17 protein-coding genes are annotated in these 15,635 nt (G+C 41.8%); 10 read left to right on the top strand and 7 right to left on the bottom strand.

Annotated features, from left to right (window positions below; all coding sequences use genetic code 11):
- Positions 1-6: 6 nt before the first annotated feature.
- Both POD11_RS08820 and POD11_RS08815 read right to left on the bottom strand, forming a co-directional pair.
- A complete protein-coding gene (locus POD11_RS08820) occupies positions 7-1,194 on the bottom strand; it encodes an MFS transporter (RefSeq protein ID WP_262456970.1) in 1,188 nt (395 codons plus the stop codon).
- A 9-nt stretch (positions 1,195-1,203) separates the two neighbouring features.
- Positions 1,204-1,878: a cupin domain-containing protein gene (locus POD11_RS08815; protein ID WP_262456969.1), complete on the bottom strand. Its 675-nt coding sequence runs from the start codon at positions 1,876-1,878 to the stop codon at positions 1,204-1,206.
- Between the two features lie 184 nt (positions 1,879-2,062).
- On the opposite strand from POD11_RS08815, the gene gcvA reads away from it, so the two are divergent.
- The 10 genes from gcvA to madM all read left to right on the top strand — a co-directional run bounded on the left by gcvA (position 2,063) and on the right by madM (position 10,391).
- A complete protein-coding gene (gene gcvA / locus POD11_RS08810) occupies positions 2,063-2,977 on the top strand; it encodes a transcriptional regulator GcvA (RefSeq protein WP_262456968.1) in 915 nt (304 codons plus the stop codon).
- 109 nt (positions 2,978-3,086) lie between these two features.
- Positions 3,087-4,766 (top strand): malonate decarboxylase subunit alpha, encoded by a 1,680-nt coding sequence (gene mdcA, locus POD11_RS08805; RefSeq protein WP_262456967.1) that lies wholly within the window; start codon positions 3,087-3,089, stop codon positions 4,764-4,766.
- Entirely contained in the window at positions 4,766-5,650 is an 885-nt protein-coding gene (locus POD11_RS08800) for a triphosphoribosyl-dephospho-CoA synthase (RefSeq protein WP_262456966.1), read from the top strand. Before mdcA ends, POD11_RS08800 begins: the two co-directional genes overlap by 1 nt.
- A 2-nt stretch (positions 5,651-5,652) precedes the next feature.
- Positions 5,653-5,952, top strand: a complete 300-nt coding sequence (locus tag POD11_RS08795) for a malonate decarboxylase subunit delta (protein WP_262456965.1) — start codon at positions 5,653-5,655, stop codon at positions 5,950-5,952.
- Positions 5,945-6,796, top strand: coding sequence for a biotin-independent malonate decarboxylase subunit beta (locus POD11_RS08790; RefSeq protein WP_262456964.1), 852 nt, complete (start codon positions 5,945-5,947; stop codon positions 6,794-6,796). Before POD11_RS08795 ends, POD11_RS08790 begins: the two co-directional genes overlap by 8 nt.
- The gene (gene mdcE, locus POD11_RS08785; RefSeq protein WP_262456963.1) at positions 6,793-7,620 is read left to right on the top strand and encodes a biotin-independent malonate decarboxylase subunit gamma; all 828 of its coding nucleotides are present in this window, start codon (positions 6,793-6,795) and stop codon (positions 7,618-7,620) included. Before POD11_RS08790 ends, mdcE begins: the two co-directional genes overlap by 4 nt.
- The gene (locus tag POD11_RS08780) at positions 7,611-8,219 is read left to right on the top strand and encodes a malonate decarboxylase holo-ACP synthase (RefSeq protein ID WP_262456962.1); all 609 of its coding nucleotides are present in this window, start codon (positions 7,611-7,613) and stop codon (positions 8,217-8,219) included. Before mdcE ends, POD11_RS08780 begins: the two co-directional genes overlap by 10 nt.
- A gap of 12 nt (positions 8,220-8,231) precedes the next feature.
- Entirely contained in the window at positions 8,232-9,161 is a 930-nt protein-coding gene (gene mdcH / locus POD11_RS08775; RefSeq protein WP_262456961.1) for a malonate decarboxylase subunit epsilon, read from the top strand.
- A 56-nt stretch (positions 9,162-9,217) separates the two neighbouring features.
- Positions 9,218-9,634, top strand: a complete 417-nt coding sequence (gene madL / locus POD11_RS08770; protein ID WP_224991694.1) for a malonate transporter subunit MadL — start codon at positions 9,218-9,220, stop codon at positions 9,632-9,634.
- A complete protein-coding gene (gene madM, locus POD11_RS08765) occupies positions 9,627-10,391 on the top strand; it encodes a malonate transporter subunit MadM (protein ID WP_262456960.1) in 765 nt (254 codons plus the stop codon). The genes madL and madM overlap by 8 nt, the downstream gene beginning before the upstream one ends.
- Positions 10,392-10,427: 36 nt before the next feature.
- On the opposite strand, the gene POD11_RS08760 is transcribed toward madM, so the two are convergent.
- From POD11_RS08760 to POD11_RS08740, 5 genes are all read right to left on the bottom strand, one after another.
- Positions 10,428-11,360 carry a LysR family transcriptional regulator gene (locus POD11_RS08760; protein ID WP_191899268.1) on the bottom strand — a complete coding sequence of 311 codons (933 nt, stop codon included), beginning with the start codon at positions 11,358-11,360 and terminating at the stop codon, positions 10,428-10,430.
- A 100-nt stretch (positions 11,361-11,460) separates the two neighbouring features.
- Positions 11,461-12,879: an aminotransferase-like domain-containing protein gene (locus POD11_RS08755; RefSeq protein WP_262446631.1), complete on the bottom strand. Its 1,419-nt coding sequence runs from the start codon at positions 12,877-12,879 to the stop codon at positions 11,461-11,463.
- Positions 12,880-12,977: 98 nt separating this feature from the next.
- The gene (locus tag POD11_RS08750; RefSeq protein WP_000749813.1) at positions 12,978-13,112 is read right to left on the bottom strand and encodes a hypothetical protein; all 135 of its coding nucleotides are present in this window, start codon (positions 13,110-13,112) and stop codon (positions 12,978-12,980) included.
- Positions 13,113-13,126: 14 nt separating this feature from the next.
- Entirely contained in the window at positions 13,127-14,134 is a 1,008-nt protein-coding gene (gene cydB, locus POD11_RS08745) for a cytochrome d ubiquinol oxidase subunit II (RefSeq protein WP_016141319.1), read from the bottom strand.
- Positions 14,127-15,572, bottom strand: a complete 1,446-nt coding sequence (locus tag POD11_RS08740) for a cytochrome ubiquinol oxidase subunit I (RefSeq protein WP_016141318.1) — start codon at positions 15,570-15,572, stop codon at positions 14,127-14,129. Before POD11_RS08740 ends, cydB begins: the two co-directional genes overlap by 8 nt.
- Positions 15,573-15,635 lie beyond the last annotated feature (63 nt).

Here is a 15,635-nt window from a genome sequence, read left to right as displayed (position 1 = left end):
AAGAATTTAAACAAACTGCTTTTCTCTTTTTTGGCTTAGCCAGAAGAGAGAAGCTGCGGCAATCACCAACCATGGTATTAACGCCATATTCATTGCTTTCCAGCCAAATAAATCCAGTAAAGCACCTGCACTAAACGAACAAATCAACCCCACAACAAAAACCGTCATATCGTTAATGGCTTGAGCCTTGGCTTTTTCAGCCACGGTATAGGTTCCTGTGAGTAAAGAAGTACTGCCAATAAATAAAAAGTTCCAACCCACGCCTAATAGAATTAAAGAAATAGCAAAAGATGCGAACTGAATACCTGAGAGAGCAAATCCGATATAGCAGGCAAATAATAAAAGACCTGCAAACATGATTTTAATTACCCCAAAACGTGCAATTAAATTTCCAGTAAAGAATGAAGGTAGGAACATACCAAGCACATGTAGCTGAATGACGGTGGTAATTGATCCAAGTTCATGGTGTGAATGTCGCATAGCAATTGGTGTAGCGGTCATACCTAAAATCATAATGCCGTAGCCTGTTACTGCGCCAAACAGAGCAACCAAATAGGTCGGTTGAAAGACAATCTGTTGCCATGGGCGACCAGCAGTAAAGTCAGACTTTTGCTCAACTGTATCGGCAATATGTAGGCTAGATAAAATTCCCATTGCCACAAATGAGATAATACTAATAATTAAAAATGAACCGATATATTCTAAATGCTGGAATAAGGGTCCACCAAAACGGGCTAAAGTCGGACCAATCAGTGCTGCAACAATTCCACCTGCCATCACCCAAGAAATAGCACGTGAGCGAAACGCGTCAGTTGCCACTTCACTGGCAGCAAAACGGTAAAACTGAGCAAAGGACTGATAGGCCCCGACACATAGCGTACCCAAAGCCAGAAGCATGAGTGAACTATAAAAAATACCGATTGATGCAATAATGCCGCCGAGTACACCTAAGAAAGCGCCGAATAGAAAACCATTACGTCGTCCTACACGTGCCATGAGCATTGAGGCCGGAAACATCATTAAGGCTGTCCCCAAAAACATAGATGCGATGGGGAGGGTTGCAAGTGTTGGGGTGTTTGCAATATTAGCGCCAGCCAAGCCACCAATGGTCATGACCATGACGGAAACGGTTTGGAAAAGTGATTGAGAACTCGCCAGAATTAATACTTGGCGGTGCATGGTATTTTGAAGCATAACGAGCCTTTAATTATATTCAGCAATAGCTGAGGCTAGGTGTCCGGTTTTTACATAAATAGAAGCGCCAGACAAACCCGCTTGAAAATGGGCATGTGTTTTCGGAGGTAGGCGTATCCATGTTCCAGCGTCAAAAACCATTTTTTTATCAACTAATTGACCTTGGGTAATCAAAATTTCGATTCCACCCTCAGCATCTTCCATAAAAAGTTGCTGCGGCTTGAGTTTTTCTAAATAGGTGTGCTCATAACTTGCATCAACCAATGTGCAAATTAAACGCGAATCTATTTCTTGCCATTGTGTTGGATCGTTGGTATTGATCCGTAAGGCTTGCGTTTCTGACGTAGGAATTTGCATAAGTTTGACAAAAATCAATGCACCTTCTTCGCTCGACGGTTGATGTACCGACTGATGGGGACTGCGTAAATACCATCCAGCGGGGTAGTGCTGATTTTGATTTTCAGTAAATACGCCTGAAAGTACGAGGATTTCTTCACCATGATGATGTCGATGTTCAGGAAAGACAGTGTGGGGCGCATATTTTACCAAACTGGTTGCACGAGCTATTTCATAGCCAATACGATCGAGCATGACACGATCAACTTCCCCACGGTGAGATTTCACCCAATGATAGTCTTTAGGTTTGACAATCACAGCCTGTGAAAAATCGGCATGGATCAACATGAATACTTTCCTCGTAAACTAAATTCTCTTTATTTAATAACAAAATAAATAAAATGAATGAGCAAGCCCGTTTAAGATGTAAAAATTTAATCATTATGAATAGATTACAGAACATTTTAGAAATAAAGATTTATAAGTACAAATGAGATAATCTATTTCTACAGTAAAGAAAATCTTTAGCGTTATGAATTCACCAGTTTATTTGAATGCCCTCCGTGCTTTTGAAGCCAGCGCACGCCACAAAAGTTTTTCTGCGGCGGCAAAAGAGTTAAATGTTACTCCGGCTGCGGTGGGGCAATTGGTACGTACACTCGAAGATTGGTTAGGCTTTCCTTTGTTTCATCGGCAAACTAACGGTAAAAATCGACTGGTCGCTACTGAACTGGCTGAATCGGTTTTACCGGATATTCGGACGGGTTTTGATAAGCTGACTTTGGCTTTGGAAAAATTAAAGCAAGATTCTCTATCAGGTGTGCTTAATATTGCGGTAAGTCCAGCATTTGCTGAAAAATGGTTATTACCAAGAATTGACCATTTTCAAAAACAATATCCAGACATTGATATTCGTTTAGACATTAACTTGAAAACCGTAGATTTTTTAGAACAAAAAGTTGATGTAGGGGTGAGATATGGTCAAGGCCAGTGGCAAGGGCTAGAAGCAGTTAAACTTATGGATGAAGAGGTTTATCCCGTATGTTCACCCGCATTCTTAAATGAACATTCATCGCTCTTAACCCCAAATGATCTGAAAAATATCACTTTAATTCATGATCTTTCTATGGAAAAACATCAACAATTTCCGGGGTGGCAATCTTGGCTAAAAAGTGTAGGTTTGAATGACATCAACGTTAGCCGTGGTATGCAAATCAACAGTTCATCTGCAGTTTTACAAGCTGCAATGGAAGGACATGGTGTTGCATTAGCGCGTAGTGTTATGGTGCAAAAAGATATACAAACTGGGCGTTTGGTACGATTATTTCCTCAAATTCACTTCTCATCGCCCTTTTCTTATTATTTGGTGTACCGACCACAATACGCAAATTTGCCTAAAGTCAAAGTCTGTCTAGATTGGTTTTTTGAAGAAATTCATCGAATATAAAATTAATCGTTAACCTGAGGTTAATAACGACTCATCTAGGTTGATTGATCGAAAGTCCATAAAGCGTTTTTATAGATTCAGAACAAAACTGCGATCTATAGGTAAACACATGGAAGGCTCAGTTCAGAATAAAGAACGGTTATGGACAAAGCGGCGTCATGCCAAACAACTAAAACTAGAGATGGCAAACCAATATACCGATGGTGTGGTGATTCCAACTCAAGACATTATTAAAGTTTTAGAAACCCTGATTACACCGGGTGACCGAGTTGTACTCGAAGGGAATAACCAAAAGCAGGCAGATTTTTTATCGCGCTCTTTGGCTCAAACCAATCCTGATATTTTGCATGATTTGCATATGATCATGCCGAGCGTTGGGCGTTCGGAACATCTTGATCTATTTGAAAAAGGCATTGCGCGTAAACTCGATTTTTCTTTTGCTGGCCCACAGAGTTTACGTATTAGTCAGTTAGTTGAAGATGGGCTGCTAGAGATTGGTGCGATTCATACCTATATTGAGTTGTATTCACGTTTGGTGGTTGACCTTATTCCAAATGTGGTGCTGTCGGCGGGCTTTATGGCAGACCGCCAAGGCAATATCTATACAGGCCCAAGTACCGAAGATTCTCCAGCACTTATTGAACCTGCTGCTTTTAGCGACGGTATTGTGATTGTTCAGGTGAATGAGCTGGTCGATGACGTTTCAGATTTACCACGTGTCGATATTCCTGCTTCTTGGGTGGATTATGTGGTTGTGGCAGATCAGCCATTTTATATCGAACCGTTATTTACTCGTGACCCGAAACATATCAAGCCTGTGCACATACTCATGGCGATGATGGCAATTCGCGGAATTTATGAGAAGCATAATGTGCAATCGTTAAATCATGGTATTGGTTTTAACACTGCGGCAATTGAACTGATTTTACCGACCTATGGTGAGTCTTTAGGTTTAAAAGGAAAAATTTGCCGAAACTGGACACTAAATCCGCATCCAACCTTAATTCCAGCGATTGAGACAGGTTGGGTTGAAAGCGTGCATTGTTTTGGTACCGAACTCGGTATGGAAAAATATGTTGCAGCTCGACCAGACGTTTTCTTTACAGGTCGTGATGGCGCGTTACGCTCTAACCGCATGATGTGTCAGCTCGCAGGACAATATGCTGTTGATCTATTTATTGGTGCAACTTTGCAAGTCGATGGAATGGGACATTCTTCGACGGTAACCAAAGGTCGTTTGGCTGGTTTTGGTGGTGCACCAAACATGGGGCATGATCCACGCGGTCGTCGTCACGATACGCCAGCATGGTTAGATATGCGTTTGCAAGGTGCCAATGAAACAGAAACCTATTTGGCACGTGGTAAAAAGTTAGTTGTACAAATGGTGGAAACCTTCCAAGAGGGTGGCAAGCCGACTTTTGTAGATCGTCTCGATGCGATTGATGTCGCTAAAACAGCAGGCCTACCTTTAGCCCCGATCATGATTTATGGCGATGATGTGACCCATTTACTCACCGAAGAAGGCATTGCTTATCTATATAAAGCAAGCAGCCAAGAAGAGCGCCAAGCCATGATTGCTGCAGTGGCAGGTGTGACTAGTATTGGTTTAACTCAAGACCCGAAAACAACAGCACGTTTAAGAAGTGAAGGCTTGGTGGTATTCCCTGAAGATTTAGGCATTCGTCGCACCGATTCAACACGTGAGCTTTTAGCTGCAAAAAATATTGCTGACTTGGTGACATGGTCTGATGGTTTATATCAACCCCCTGCAAAATTTAGGAGTTGGTAATGATGGCACAAGTTCAATATCAAACACTTAGCGATAGTCAGCTTTTGGCAAGTTTAGCGGTCGAGGCTTTAATTGATGAAGTTAACCTGACACCAAAACCAGCCTTAGTCGACCGTCGTGGTAGTGGTGCACACGATGATCTGACTTTGGAATTAATGGAGCGTTCTGCGAAAAGTTTAGGGCCTATGTTTGAGGAAATGGCTCAAGCAGCCATGCACCATGGTGAAGTTTGTTTAGCCCTGCGTGAAGATATTGGTGAAATTGGTCGCCAAGGCGAAAACACCATGATGTTGGCAACAGATGGCGTCAATACACACCGCGGTGCAATTTGGGCCTTGGGTTTAATGGTGACGGCAGCAGCAGTAGCACGCACCAATCAACAATATTTATCGGCTGTTGAGCTATGTCAGTTAGCAGGTCAGATTGCCCAGTTTGAAGATCGCTTTATTCCAAAGCAGGCTTTAAGTCATGGTCAGCAGGTACAGAAAAAGTTGGGCGTCTTAGGTGCAAAAGAACAAGCTCAGCAAGGTTTTCCAACCGTTGTGAACTTTGGTTTAAAGCAGCTTTATCAAAGCCGTAGTAAACCCATGAAAGAAGAGTTCGCACGCTTAGATGCCTTACTTGCCATGATGACTGATCTAACCGATACCTGTGTGCTTTATCGATCTGGAACAAATGGCTTAAAGCGTATGCAACAAGGTGCTCAGCAAGTACTGGATTTGGGCGGTAGCTCAAGCTTAGAAGGTCGTCGCGCTTTGCATTTTTTAGAGATTGATCTACTTCGGATGAAAGCCTCCGCTGGTGGTGCCGCAGATTTGTTGGCAGCAACATTGTTTATAGATCGTGTTCAGCAGTCATCTTTAAAAAATAAAGAGGGATTTTAATAATGGAAACAATTCATTTTGAATTTGTGGCGACAGAGCCACCTGTAAAAAAAGCATTGGTAGGATGTGTCGGCTCGGGCGATTTAGAAATTTTGATGGAACCTGGTGAAACAGGCAAAGCCTCTATTCATGTCGTTACCTCTGTAGATGGCAGTGCAGCACGTTGGCACAATCTTTTTGAACGAATTTTTACTGCGCAAATACCACCTGCCGTCAATATTGATATTCATGACTTTGGTGCAACCCCTGGTGTTGTTCGTTTACGTCTGGAACAAGCTTTAGAGGAGATTGCTCATGACTGATATCGAGAGCTTGTTAAATAAACAAGATTTTATTGAGCTGAGTGCAAGAGAACGTGCCAAAGCATTATTAGATGAAGGGACGTTTCGAGAGTTACTCGACCCATTTGCCCGTGTTATGTCGCCTTGGCTCGTTAAACAGAATATTGTGCCGCAAGCCGATGATGGTGTAGTGATTGCAAAAGGATCTATTCAAGAACAGCCAGTGGTTTTAATTTCAATTGAAGGTTTATTTCAAGGTGGCAGTTTAGGTGAGGTGGGTGGTGCCAAAATTGCAGGTGCCTTAGAACTTGCGGTTGAAGATAATCTAAAAGGTATTCCAACAGCAGCAATTTTACTACTAGAAACGGGAGGCGTTCGCTTACAAGAAGCAAATCTGGGCTTGGCAGCCATTGCTGAAATTCAGGCTGCAATTGTGAACTTACGTCAGTATCAACCTGTGATTGCAGTGGTTGCAGGCAGTGTAGGGTGCTTCGGTGGAATGTCAATTGCGGCTGGACTATGTAGCTATATTGTAATGACACAAGAAGGACGTTTAGGTCTAAATGGCCCACAGGTGATAGAACAAGAAGCTGGTGTACAAGAATATAACGCCAAAGATCGTCCATTTATATGGAGTATTACGGGGGGTAATCAGCGTTTCGCTAGTGGTTTGGCAGATGCTTATGTTGATGATGATCGCCAGAAAATTCGGCAGCAAGTCATCGATTATTTAACTCAAGGCGTACCTCATCAGCATCGTAGTTCAAATTACACATTCTATTTAGAAAAGCTACAACAAGTTGATACTGCTGAGCAGATTACCCCAGCACAAGTTCAAGTTTTGTATCAAGGAGAGCAAGCATGAATATCGCCGTTGATACATTAAAAGCATCTACTCGGGGTGCGCATTGGTTTAAAGCGCTCACGCAAGGCTTTAAGACAGTTGAAGGTTTTCCAGCTTCAGTTTGGGTAGCTGATGGTCAGATTGACCAGCAAGCGGTGCGCGTGATTGCAGTTGTCCAAGACAGCAATAATCTGTTCCCTCGGGCAAAACAAGGTGAAGTTGGACTGCTAGAAGGCTGGAATTTAGCAAAAGCAGTTGATGAAGTGATTCAAGCCGATGCACAGACTGGAACTAAACGCGCTATTTTATGTTTGGTTGATGTGCCAAGTCAGGCCTATGGGCGCCGTGAAGAATTATTAGGTATTCATCAAGCTTTAGCGGGTGCAGTAGATAGTTATGCCAGAGCCAGATTGGCAGGCCATCCTGTTGTCAGTTTATTGGTAGGTAAGTCGATGTCGGGAGCTTTCTTGGCGCATGGATACCAAGCCAATCGTATTATTGCCTTAAAAGATTCAGGTGTTATGGTGCATGCAATGGGTAAGGAATCTGCTGCACGCGTTACCTTACGCTCGGTTGATGAGTTAGAGCAATTGGCCTCAAGCATTCCGCCAATGGCTTATGACATTGAAAGCTATGCCACGCTTGGTTTGTTATCTGAACTGTTATCTGTTGAAAACGCTGAACAACCGACAACCGCTGATCTTTCGTTAGCGAAGCAGGCAATTGCACAAGCGTTTAAAGAAATTAATGCTGAGCAATCGAGAGGATTAGAACAAAGACTTCACGGCCAAAACCGTCAGATGTCTAAAAGGGTCCGTGAATTATTGCGTGAGCAATGGTCATGAAACTTAAGCTCGAAACCCATGATTTACTGTGGGGCATGACGGTCGACTGCTTAGCCGATGATGCTCCGCATTGGGTGAAAGAGGTGTTACTACGAGGCGATCCTGTTGTGGTTCGACGGGCAATTACTCCTGAAGATCAGGTGGCGGTAGGTGTAAGGGGGCAATTTCGCTATCAACGATATGCAGCTCAAATGCCAATATCTGCGATTAGCAGACAGCTTAAACCCGAAGCACTGACTTATGTAGATATGCAGCAGTTTGCACATTTGGCAGAACGTTTACAGACCATTTCCAGCATTATGAAAAACTTTTCGGGATGTTGGGGATATACAGGAAGTTTCGGGTTTGAACTGGCAACCGGCATTAAAACAGTTACTCAGCAAAGTGACATAGATTTGTTGATTCGAGCTGAACAACCTTTTGCCAAAAAGCAGGCGATTGAGCTACTCGAAAATTTTCAGCACGCAGGCCTCAATGTGGATATACAGCTTCAACTTCCACAAGGTGGTTTGGCTTTAAAAGAATGGGCTGGGAACAGTGGAAAAGTTCTATTAAAACGTCCTGAGGGTGCTGTTTTAGTAGAAAACCCATGGAATTAGGGAATAGATATCATGGCTTCAATTTGGGTATATCCGGGACAAGGTGTGCAACGAAGTAATATGTTGCACGACTTACCTCAAATCGCTCTAGTTAAAGAGTACCTTGAGCGGGCATCAGATGCACTCAAAGAAGATGTCTTGATGTTAGATAGTCCGGCTGCATTGCAATCGACACGTGCAGTACAGCTTTGTTTACTGATTTCAGGTGTGGTGAGTTCAGCTTTATTAACAGCGGAAAACTTAACACCAGATTATGTTGCGGGTTTATCAATTGGCGCATGGTCGGCTGCGGTTGTAGCAGGAGTTCTAAACTATGAAGATGCTATTCGTTTAGTTGCCTATCGAGGTGAACTCATGCAAAACGCTTATCCCACTGGATATGGCATGACGGCACTAATTGGTACAGATCGTGCAGCTGTCGAAACATGGGTCAAACAAATTTATGAAATAACGCCAGAGGTGTTTGTTGCAAATATTAATGCACATAACCAGATCGTTATTTCAGGAAGTTTTGAAGCCATGAACCAAGTTGCTGTTTTGGCAAGGCAACAAGGCGTGGTGGCAAAAAAATTAGATGTATCGGTGCCATCGCACTGTGAATTATTAAGTCAGCAAGCAAAGCAACTTGCAGCGTCTATGGAGGGAGTCACTTTAAAGCAGCCTAAAATACGTTATTTAAGTGGTACAACGGCTCGTACGCTGAGCAGACCAGAACAGATTGGTGATGACTTGGCTTTTAATATGAGTCGAACTGTAGATTGGGAAAGTACCATCCAAGCTGCATGGGAGCGAGGTGTAAGGTTGCAGATAGAAGCTTTACCGGGAACGGTACTTACAACACTTGCACGTCGAACATTTAAAGAAGGAACCGTGTTGTCATTTCAAGGGACACGTATAGATAGCATTCAGATTGCGATGCAAAAAGAACAGCAGAATTATTGATCTTTTTGATTCTGATTTACAAAAGCATAAATGATCCAAGGATATGAGGGATTGTCATGATTATATATGGAGTTGGTTTACTCGCACTTTGCACCTTGGTGGGTGTTATTGTCGGCGATCTGTTGGGCGTTTTATTGGGAGTAAAGTCCAACGTTGGTGGCGTGGGTATCGCCATGATTTTACTCATTTGCATACGGTTATGGATGGAAAAACGCGGTGTTATGACAGTTGAAACTGAAAAAGGCGTTTCATTCTGGGGCACTATGTATATTCCTGTTGTTGTTGCCATGGCAGCGCAACAAAATGTGGTTGCCGCTTTATCTAGTGGTCATATGGCACTATTTGCTGCTGTAGTTTCAGTTGCAGTTTGTACACTCACTATTGCCGGTTTAAGTCGTTACAACAAAGCAAGCCCTTTACCTAAAGAAGAGGACACCGCATTAAACCGCATTGGAGGTAAAGTTCATGGTTGAATTATTATTAAAAGACTTAACCCATTTAGGTTTAATTACAGCTTTTGCCTTAATTGCCTTAATTATGTGGCTGTCGACCAAGCTCTCTAAATATTTAACCAACGGACGAGTGCATGCTTCAGCAATTGCGATTGTGATTGGTTTGATTTTGGCATGGTTTGGCGGAAAAATGACAGGTGGTGAAAAAGGTTTGACTGACCTTGCGCTCTTTACGGGTGTAGGACTTATGGGCGGTGCAATGCTTCGTGACTTTACCATTGTAGCAACAGCCTTTGAGGTACAAGCGACTGAGGCGAAAAAAGCAGGATTTATTGGCGCCTTCTCTTTATTTCTCGGGACCATTTTGCCGTTTATTGTCGGTTGTATGTTTGCGTGGATTTTCGGCTATCGTGATGCGGTAAGTATTACTACAATTGGTGCGGGTGCAGTGACTTACATTGTGGGGCCAGTGACGGGGGCTGCAATTGGCGCGAGTTCTGAAGTTATGGCCTTATCAATTGCAACGGGGCTGGTGAAAGCAATTTGTGTAATGGTGTCAACGCCGCTTACCGCAAAATTTATGGGACTTGATAATCCACGCTCTGCCATGATTTTTGGTGGCTTAGCTGGAACAGTAAGTGGTGTGTCAGCTGGTTTAGCAGCGACAGACCGTCGCTTGGTTCCTTACGGTGCGCTTACAGCAACGTTCCATACAGGCCTTGGCTGTTTAATGGGACCAACCGTTTTGTTCTTTGCTGTTAATGCTTTAGTCGGTTAATCAGTATTTAATACTCAGTCAAAAAGGCCGTTGCTATTAACAACGGTCTTTTTTATTTTTGAAATTAGAGGCAAACATTCGACATTCAGCAATCAGCGCAAGTAAGTTAGGGTCTCGTTCCTTACTTTTTAAAAAGACCAGACCAATTTCTTGTTGCATATGATATTGCTGTTTTAAAGGAATAAGTTTGACCGAACTTTCATAAACAGCAGAAATACGACCAGGTAGTAGAGCAAAACCGACACCTGAGCTGACCATACTAATGAGGGTAAAAATATCATTGACCTGTAAAGCAACTTTAGGTGAAAAACCAGCTTTTTTAAAAATGATGTCGCTGTCGTTATGAGTAGCAAAACCCTTAGTTAAAGTTAAAAAAGTTTCTTCTTTTAAAAGGCTTAAATCAATATCTTTAAACTCAGCATATTTAGAATCTTTATTGACTGCCAAAAAAATGTCGTCTGAAAACATTGGCAAAATTTCAAAGTCATCATCTTGAGTGGTTTCATTAAGAGCTACGATAATGGCATCAAGCTCTGTCGCTTTAAGCTTTTTCACCAAATCCTGATTTGAACTCAGCAAAAGTTGAATATCAAGCTCACTACGTCTGAGCTTAAGACCGCTAATCACATTTGGAATTGTGTTTACCGTCAGAGAATAAAGCGAACCTAAATGTAAAACCTTAGCCGCAAAACCAGCAGCTTCTCTGGTTTTATTTACGGTAATAAAAATGTCTTGTACGATTTTTTGTGCCCGTTCTTCAAAGACATAAGCACTTTTTAAAGGAATGAGGTTACGGCCTTCATTTTTAAAAAGAGGGCAACGCAAAGCACTTTCTAAAGAATGTAAGGCTTTATGAACACTGACATTACTCAACTGCATTTCTGTGGCTGTTTTAGACAAATTTCCACAGCGCATAAAAGCTAAAAAAATCTGTATTTTTTTAAGGGTGAGTTCTTCATCAATTTCCATATTAATTCCTTGAACCTGTTTCCCTTAAAACTATAGATTTGAGTTATAAAGTTACCACAAAATAAAGTCTATAAAATTGTGCTTAGGTCGAAGCATTTCTCTAGAGATTTACTTCAACTCTTTGTTGAATGGTTTTGATAACCTGATCTAATGCGCTTTGAATTGTAGTGTTCCATTCAAAAGAACAATTGATTCGTAAATAATGCTGTTGTGCGGGTAAAACACTAAACAGAGGGCTTGGCGCAACGCCAATGTCTTGCTGAATCAATTCTTCATAAATTTGCATACTGTCTAGCGTACTAGGAAGTTTAACCCATAGAAAATAACCACTTGGGTAGTAATACACTTCGCAAGAGCTTGGTAAATGTTGTTTTAAATAGTGATAAAACTGCTTTTTATAACGCTCAAGTGAAAGCCTAAGTGTGCGTAAGTGCTTTTCATAATGATGGTGAGACAAGAATTCAACCAATGCATTTTGAATGAGTGCATTGACTGAAATGGTACTCATAAGCTGCAAGTGTTGAATATGGTCTGAAAACTTACCCGCATAGACCCAACCAACCCGAAAACCAGCCCCTAATGTTTTAGAAAAAGAAGAGCAGTGAAGCACCAGATTTTGTTGGTCAAAATACTTCATTGAAAGTGGTTTTTGGCCGCCATAAAAAAGTTCTTCATAGACATCGTCTTCAATCAAATAAATTTGGTGTTCGTGAAGCAACTTGGCAATTTTATATTTAATGTCATCACTGACTGTAAAACCAATCGGGTTATGGGCATTCAGCATCAGCCAACACACCTTAATTGGATATGTTTGAATAACCTGTTCAAAAGCCTCTAGATCAAAACCATGTTGCGGATGTTCAGGAATGGTAATCACTTTAAGTCCTAAACGCTCTGCGGCTTGCCAAGCTCCATAAAACACGTTTTGCTGTAATAAAATATAATCGCCGGGTTGAGCGACAGCTTGTAGCGAAAGGTTTAGTGCATCCAAACCACCTGATGTAATGACAATGTCATCTGGATCTGTCTGTATGCCTTGCATACAGTAGCGCTGAGCAATTAACTTTCTTAAGGCTAAATTGCCAGGCGGTAGGCTCGTGGTCTGGTCATAACTTTGTCTTTGACGGGCAAGCTGTCCCATAATTTGAATAAGTTTGGGTGCTGTTAGAAGTTGACTATCAGGAAAAGCTGAGCCAAAAGGTACGACAGACTCATGTTGAATCGATTTAAGATATTTAAAAACTAATGAGTTAATTTCAATTTTAGAATTCAGGGAAACAACTGAATATTGCTCTAAAGGTTTAAGTGCAATTTGCTCGGCAACAAAGTATCCAGATTTTTCTTTTGAATAGATCAGACCTTGTGATTCAAGCTCCTGATAAGCATTCATTACGGTCATTAAACTAAAACCAGAGCGTTGTACCTGATCTCTCAATGACGGTAATTTTTCATGTGCATTTAAAGTGCCACTCTCAATGAGTTGGCGAATGCTATGAGCGAGTTGTTCTGATTTATACATGTATGAGCTGCACGAAATAACAAAATGAAAGATGCACTTAATCAATAATAAATGCCGTTTGCAGAATCTACAAACGGCATTTGTTTAGAACGATAGATTTACTTTAAGTAAGGGGCAGCATAAATCAATATAACTTTAAACAAACCCGCAATCACAGCTAAGGCTAAAAAACCGCCCAGCCATAACAGAATAAACCATTGAGTTTGATTGAGTTTAACGGATGACTTTTTCATAAAACCCTCCATACTTAATGATAACCTTCGTCACCTACACGCACTTTGTCACGGAATACCCAATAAGAGACAATGGTGTAAGCAATAATAATTGGAATCAGAATTAACGCGCCGACCAAAGCAAACATCTGGCTTGAATGAGGCGCTGCTGCCTGCCAAATGGTGACTGATGGCGGAATAATATAGGGCCATAAACTAATCACAAAACCAGTAAATGCAAGGAAAACAAGCGCTAATGTATATGCAAATGGTTTAAGGTCATGATCCTGCTTTTTACATGCTGATAAAATCAGGCCAACAAATAATAAGACCAAAATAGGTACAGGGCTAAAATAGAACAGATTTGGTAAAGAGAACCAGCGATCTGCAATTTCAGGATGAGTCAACGGCGTATATAAACTTACGCCACCAAAAATGATCAGCAGTGCAATAATCAGTTTTGGCATAAGCTCATACATGCGTTGCTGTAAACCTTTTTCAGTTTTTAAAATAAGCCATCCACATCCTAAAGTAGCATACATCGCAACTACGCCAATACCTGTGAAGACTGTAAATGGAGATAACCAATCAAATGGACCACCAGCATAAATACCATTTTCGGTTTTAATCCCTTGGATATAGGCACCCAAAATAATCCCTTGTAGGAAGCTGGTTAAAACTGAGCCCCAAATAAAGGCTAAGTCCCACAGATGCTTGGTACGGTGAGCTTTAAAACGGAATTCAAACGCAACGCCACGGAAAATCAGGGCAATGACCATGAAAATAATAGGCAGGTAGAGTGCTGATAAAACTGTTGAATAAACCAGTGGAAATGCTGCATATAGCCCAGCACCACCGAGTACCATCCACGTTTCGTTACCATCCCAAACAGGGGCGACGGTATTCATCATCACGTCACGTTCTTGGCTGTTCTTAATGAAAGGGAACATAATCCCGATTCCTAAGTCAAAACCATCCATGACCACGTAAATCAAAACACCTAAACCAATAATACCGACCCATATTAAAGAAAGATCAATCATGATGTTTCTCCCCAGATTTTTGATTATCGTCAATGTTTTCATCGACAGCACTGAGTGGACGCATTGGTGTTTTAAAGTGTCCAACGCCACCAGATTCAATAGTTGGTGTATCGATAAATACAGGGCCTTTATTAATGAGTTTTAAGGTGTAGTAAATACCGCTACCAAAAACGATGGTGTATACCACCACAAAAATAAAGAGACTTAGACCCACCTGATCGGCAGAAACTGTATGTGAAAGCCCATCTTTGGTTCGCATAATGCCGTATACAACCCACGGTTGACGGCCGACCTCAGTGGTAATCCAACCTGCAAGCATTGCCACATAACCTGCAGGTCCCATTAATAAAGCGAATTTATGGAACCATGAAGTTTCATAGAGTTTTCCACGCTTACGTAACCAAAGTGCAATGAGTGATAGGGTGACCATGAGTACACCAAGACCCACCATCACACGGAAGCTCCAGAAAATAATGGTTGAGTTTGGACGATCTTCAGGCGCGAACTCTTTTAACCCAGTCACTTGACCATCTAAACTGTGCGTTAAAATTAAACTACCCAAATATGGAACGCCCACTTCAAAGTGGTTACGCTCTTCTTTCATATCCGGAATGGCAAATAACAATAATGGCATCGGCTCATTGTGATTGGTTTCCCAGTGTCCCTCCATTGCTGCAAGTTTGGCAGGTTGATGTTCACGAGTATTTAAACCGTGGTTATCGCCAATCACCACTTGCAAACAAGAAGTCACAAGCACCATCCATAAACCCATCGAGAATGATTTTTTCACCAACTCATCACGACGGCCTTTTACTAAATGCCATGCAGATGTTCCTACAACCAATAATGATGAAACCAAGAAAGCGGCAGCACCCATGTGTGCAAAGCGGTAAGGGAAGGACGGGTTAAAGACAATTGCAAACCAGTCTTTTGGCACAATAATGCCATTTTCGATGGCAAAGCCTTGAGGGGTCTGCATCCAGCTATTGGAAGATAAAATCCAGAACATGGAAATACACGTTCCGATGGCAACCATAAGTGTTGCGAAGAAATGGGCTCGAGGACCGACACGTCCCCAACCAAATAACATAATGCCTAAGAAACCTGCTTCTAAGAAGAAGGCACTCAAGACTTCATAGGTAAGTAAAGGACCAGTAATACTTCCGGCGACGCGTGAAAATTCACTCCAGTTAGTACCGAACTGGTAACTCATGACCACGCCCGAGACCACACCCATACCAAAGGCAACGGCAAAGATCTTAATCCAGTATTTAAATAGATCTTTATAAATCGGGTTTTGGGTTCTTAACCACTTCCACTCTAACACTGCTAAAAAACAAGCAAGACCGATAGAGGTGGCCGGAAAAATAATATGGAACGATACTGTAAAAGCAAATTGTATTCGTGCTAATTCTAAAGCGGTTAGACCGAGGCTCATAAACTTTCCCCCTGTGAACTAGCTGATGATGGTTGAATGAGTTAAATACTTATTTTCAGGCAA

Origin of the sequence: Acinetobacter sp. P1(2023) (assembly GCF_028367635.1) — a bacterium.
Lineage (GTDB): Bacteria > Pseudomonadota > Gammaproteobacteria > Pseudomonadales > Moraxellaceae > Acinetobacter > Acinetobacter pittii_E.
Note: the sequence above shows the minus strand (reverse complement) of the source record. Positions and strands in the feature narration are given on the sequence as shown.

Coding starts and splice junctions, on each gene's coding strand:
- mdcH (WP_262456961.1), top strand. CDS start 8,232: ATGGCTTCAATTTGGGTATATCCGGGACAAGGTGTGCAACGAAGTAAT.
- POD11_RS08790 (WP_262456964.1), top strand. CDS start 5,945: ATGACTGATATCGAGAGCTTGTTAAATAAACAAGATTTTATTGAGCTG.
- POD11_RS08750 (WP_000749813.1), bottom strand. CDS start 13,112: ATGAAAAAGTCATCCGTTAAACTCAATCAAACTCAATGGTTTATTCTG.
- cydB (WP_016141319.1), bottom strand. CDS start 14,134: ATGATTGATCTTTCTTTAATATGGGTCGGTATTATTGGTTTAGGTGTT.
- POD11_RS08740 (WP_016141318.1), bottom strand. CDS start 15,572: ATGAGCCTCGGTCTAACCGCTTTAGAATTAGCACGAATACAATTTGCT.
- mdcE (WP_262456963.1), top strand. CDS start 6,793: ATGAATATCGCCGTTGATACATTAAAAGCATCTACTCGGGGTGCGCAT.
- POD11_RS08755 (WP_262446631.1), bottom strand. CDS start 12,879: ATGTATAAATCAGAACAACTCGCTCATAGCATTCGCCAACTCATTGAG.
- POD11_RS08815 (WP_262456969.1), bottom strand. CDS start 1,878: ATGTTGATCCATGCCGATTTTTCACAGGCTGTGATTGTCAAACCTAAA.
- mdcA (WP_262456967.1), top strand. CDS start 3,087: ATGGAAGGCTCAGTTCAGAATAAAGAACGGTTATGGACAAAGCGGCGT.
- POD11_RS08800 (WP_262456966.1), top strand. CDS start 4,766: ATGATGGCACAAGTTCAATATCAAACACTTAGCGATAGTCAGCTTTTG.
- gcvA (WP_262456968.1), top strand. CDS start 2,063: ATGAATTCACCAGTTTATTTGAATGCCCTCCGTGCTTTTGAAGCCAGC.
- POD11_RS08760 (WP_191899268.1), bottom strand. CDS start 11,360: ATGGAAATTGATGAAGAACTCACCCTTAAAAAAATACAGATTTTTTTA.
- madL (WP_224991694.1), top strand. CDS start 9,218: ATGATTATATATGGAGTTGGTTTACTCGCACTTTGCACCTTGGTGGGT.
- POD11_RS08780 (WP_262456962.1), top strand. CDS start 7,611: ATGGTCATGAAACTTAAGCTCGAAACCCATGATTTACTGTGGGGCATG.
- POD11_RS08795 (WP_262456965.1), top strand. CDS start 5,653: ATGGAAACAATTCATTTTGAATTTGTGGCGACAGAGCCACCTGTAAAA.
- madM (WP_262456960.1), top strand. CDS start 9,627: ATGGTTGAATTATTATTAAAAGACTTAACCCATTTAGGTTTAATTACA.
- POD11_RS08820 (WP_262456970.1), bottom strand. CDS start 1,194: ATGCTTCAAAATACCATGCACCGCCAAGTATTAATTCTGGCGAGTTCT.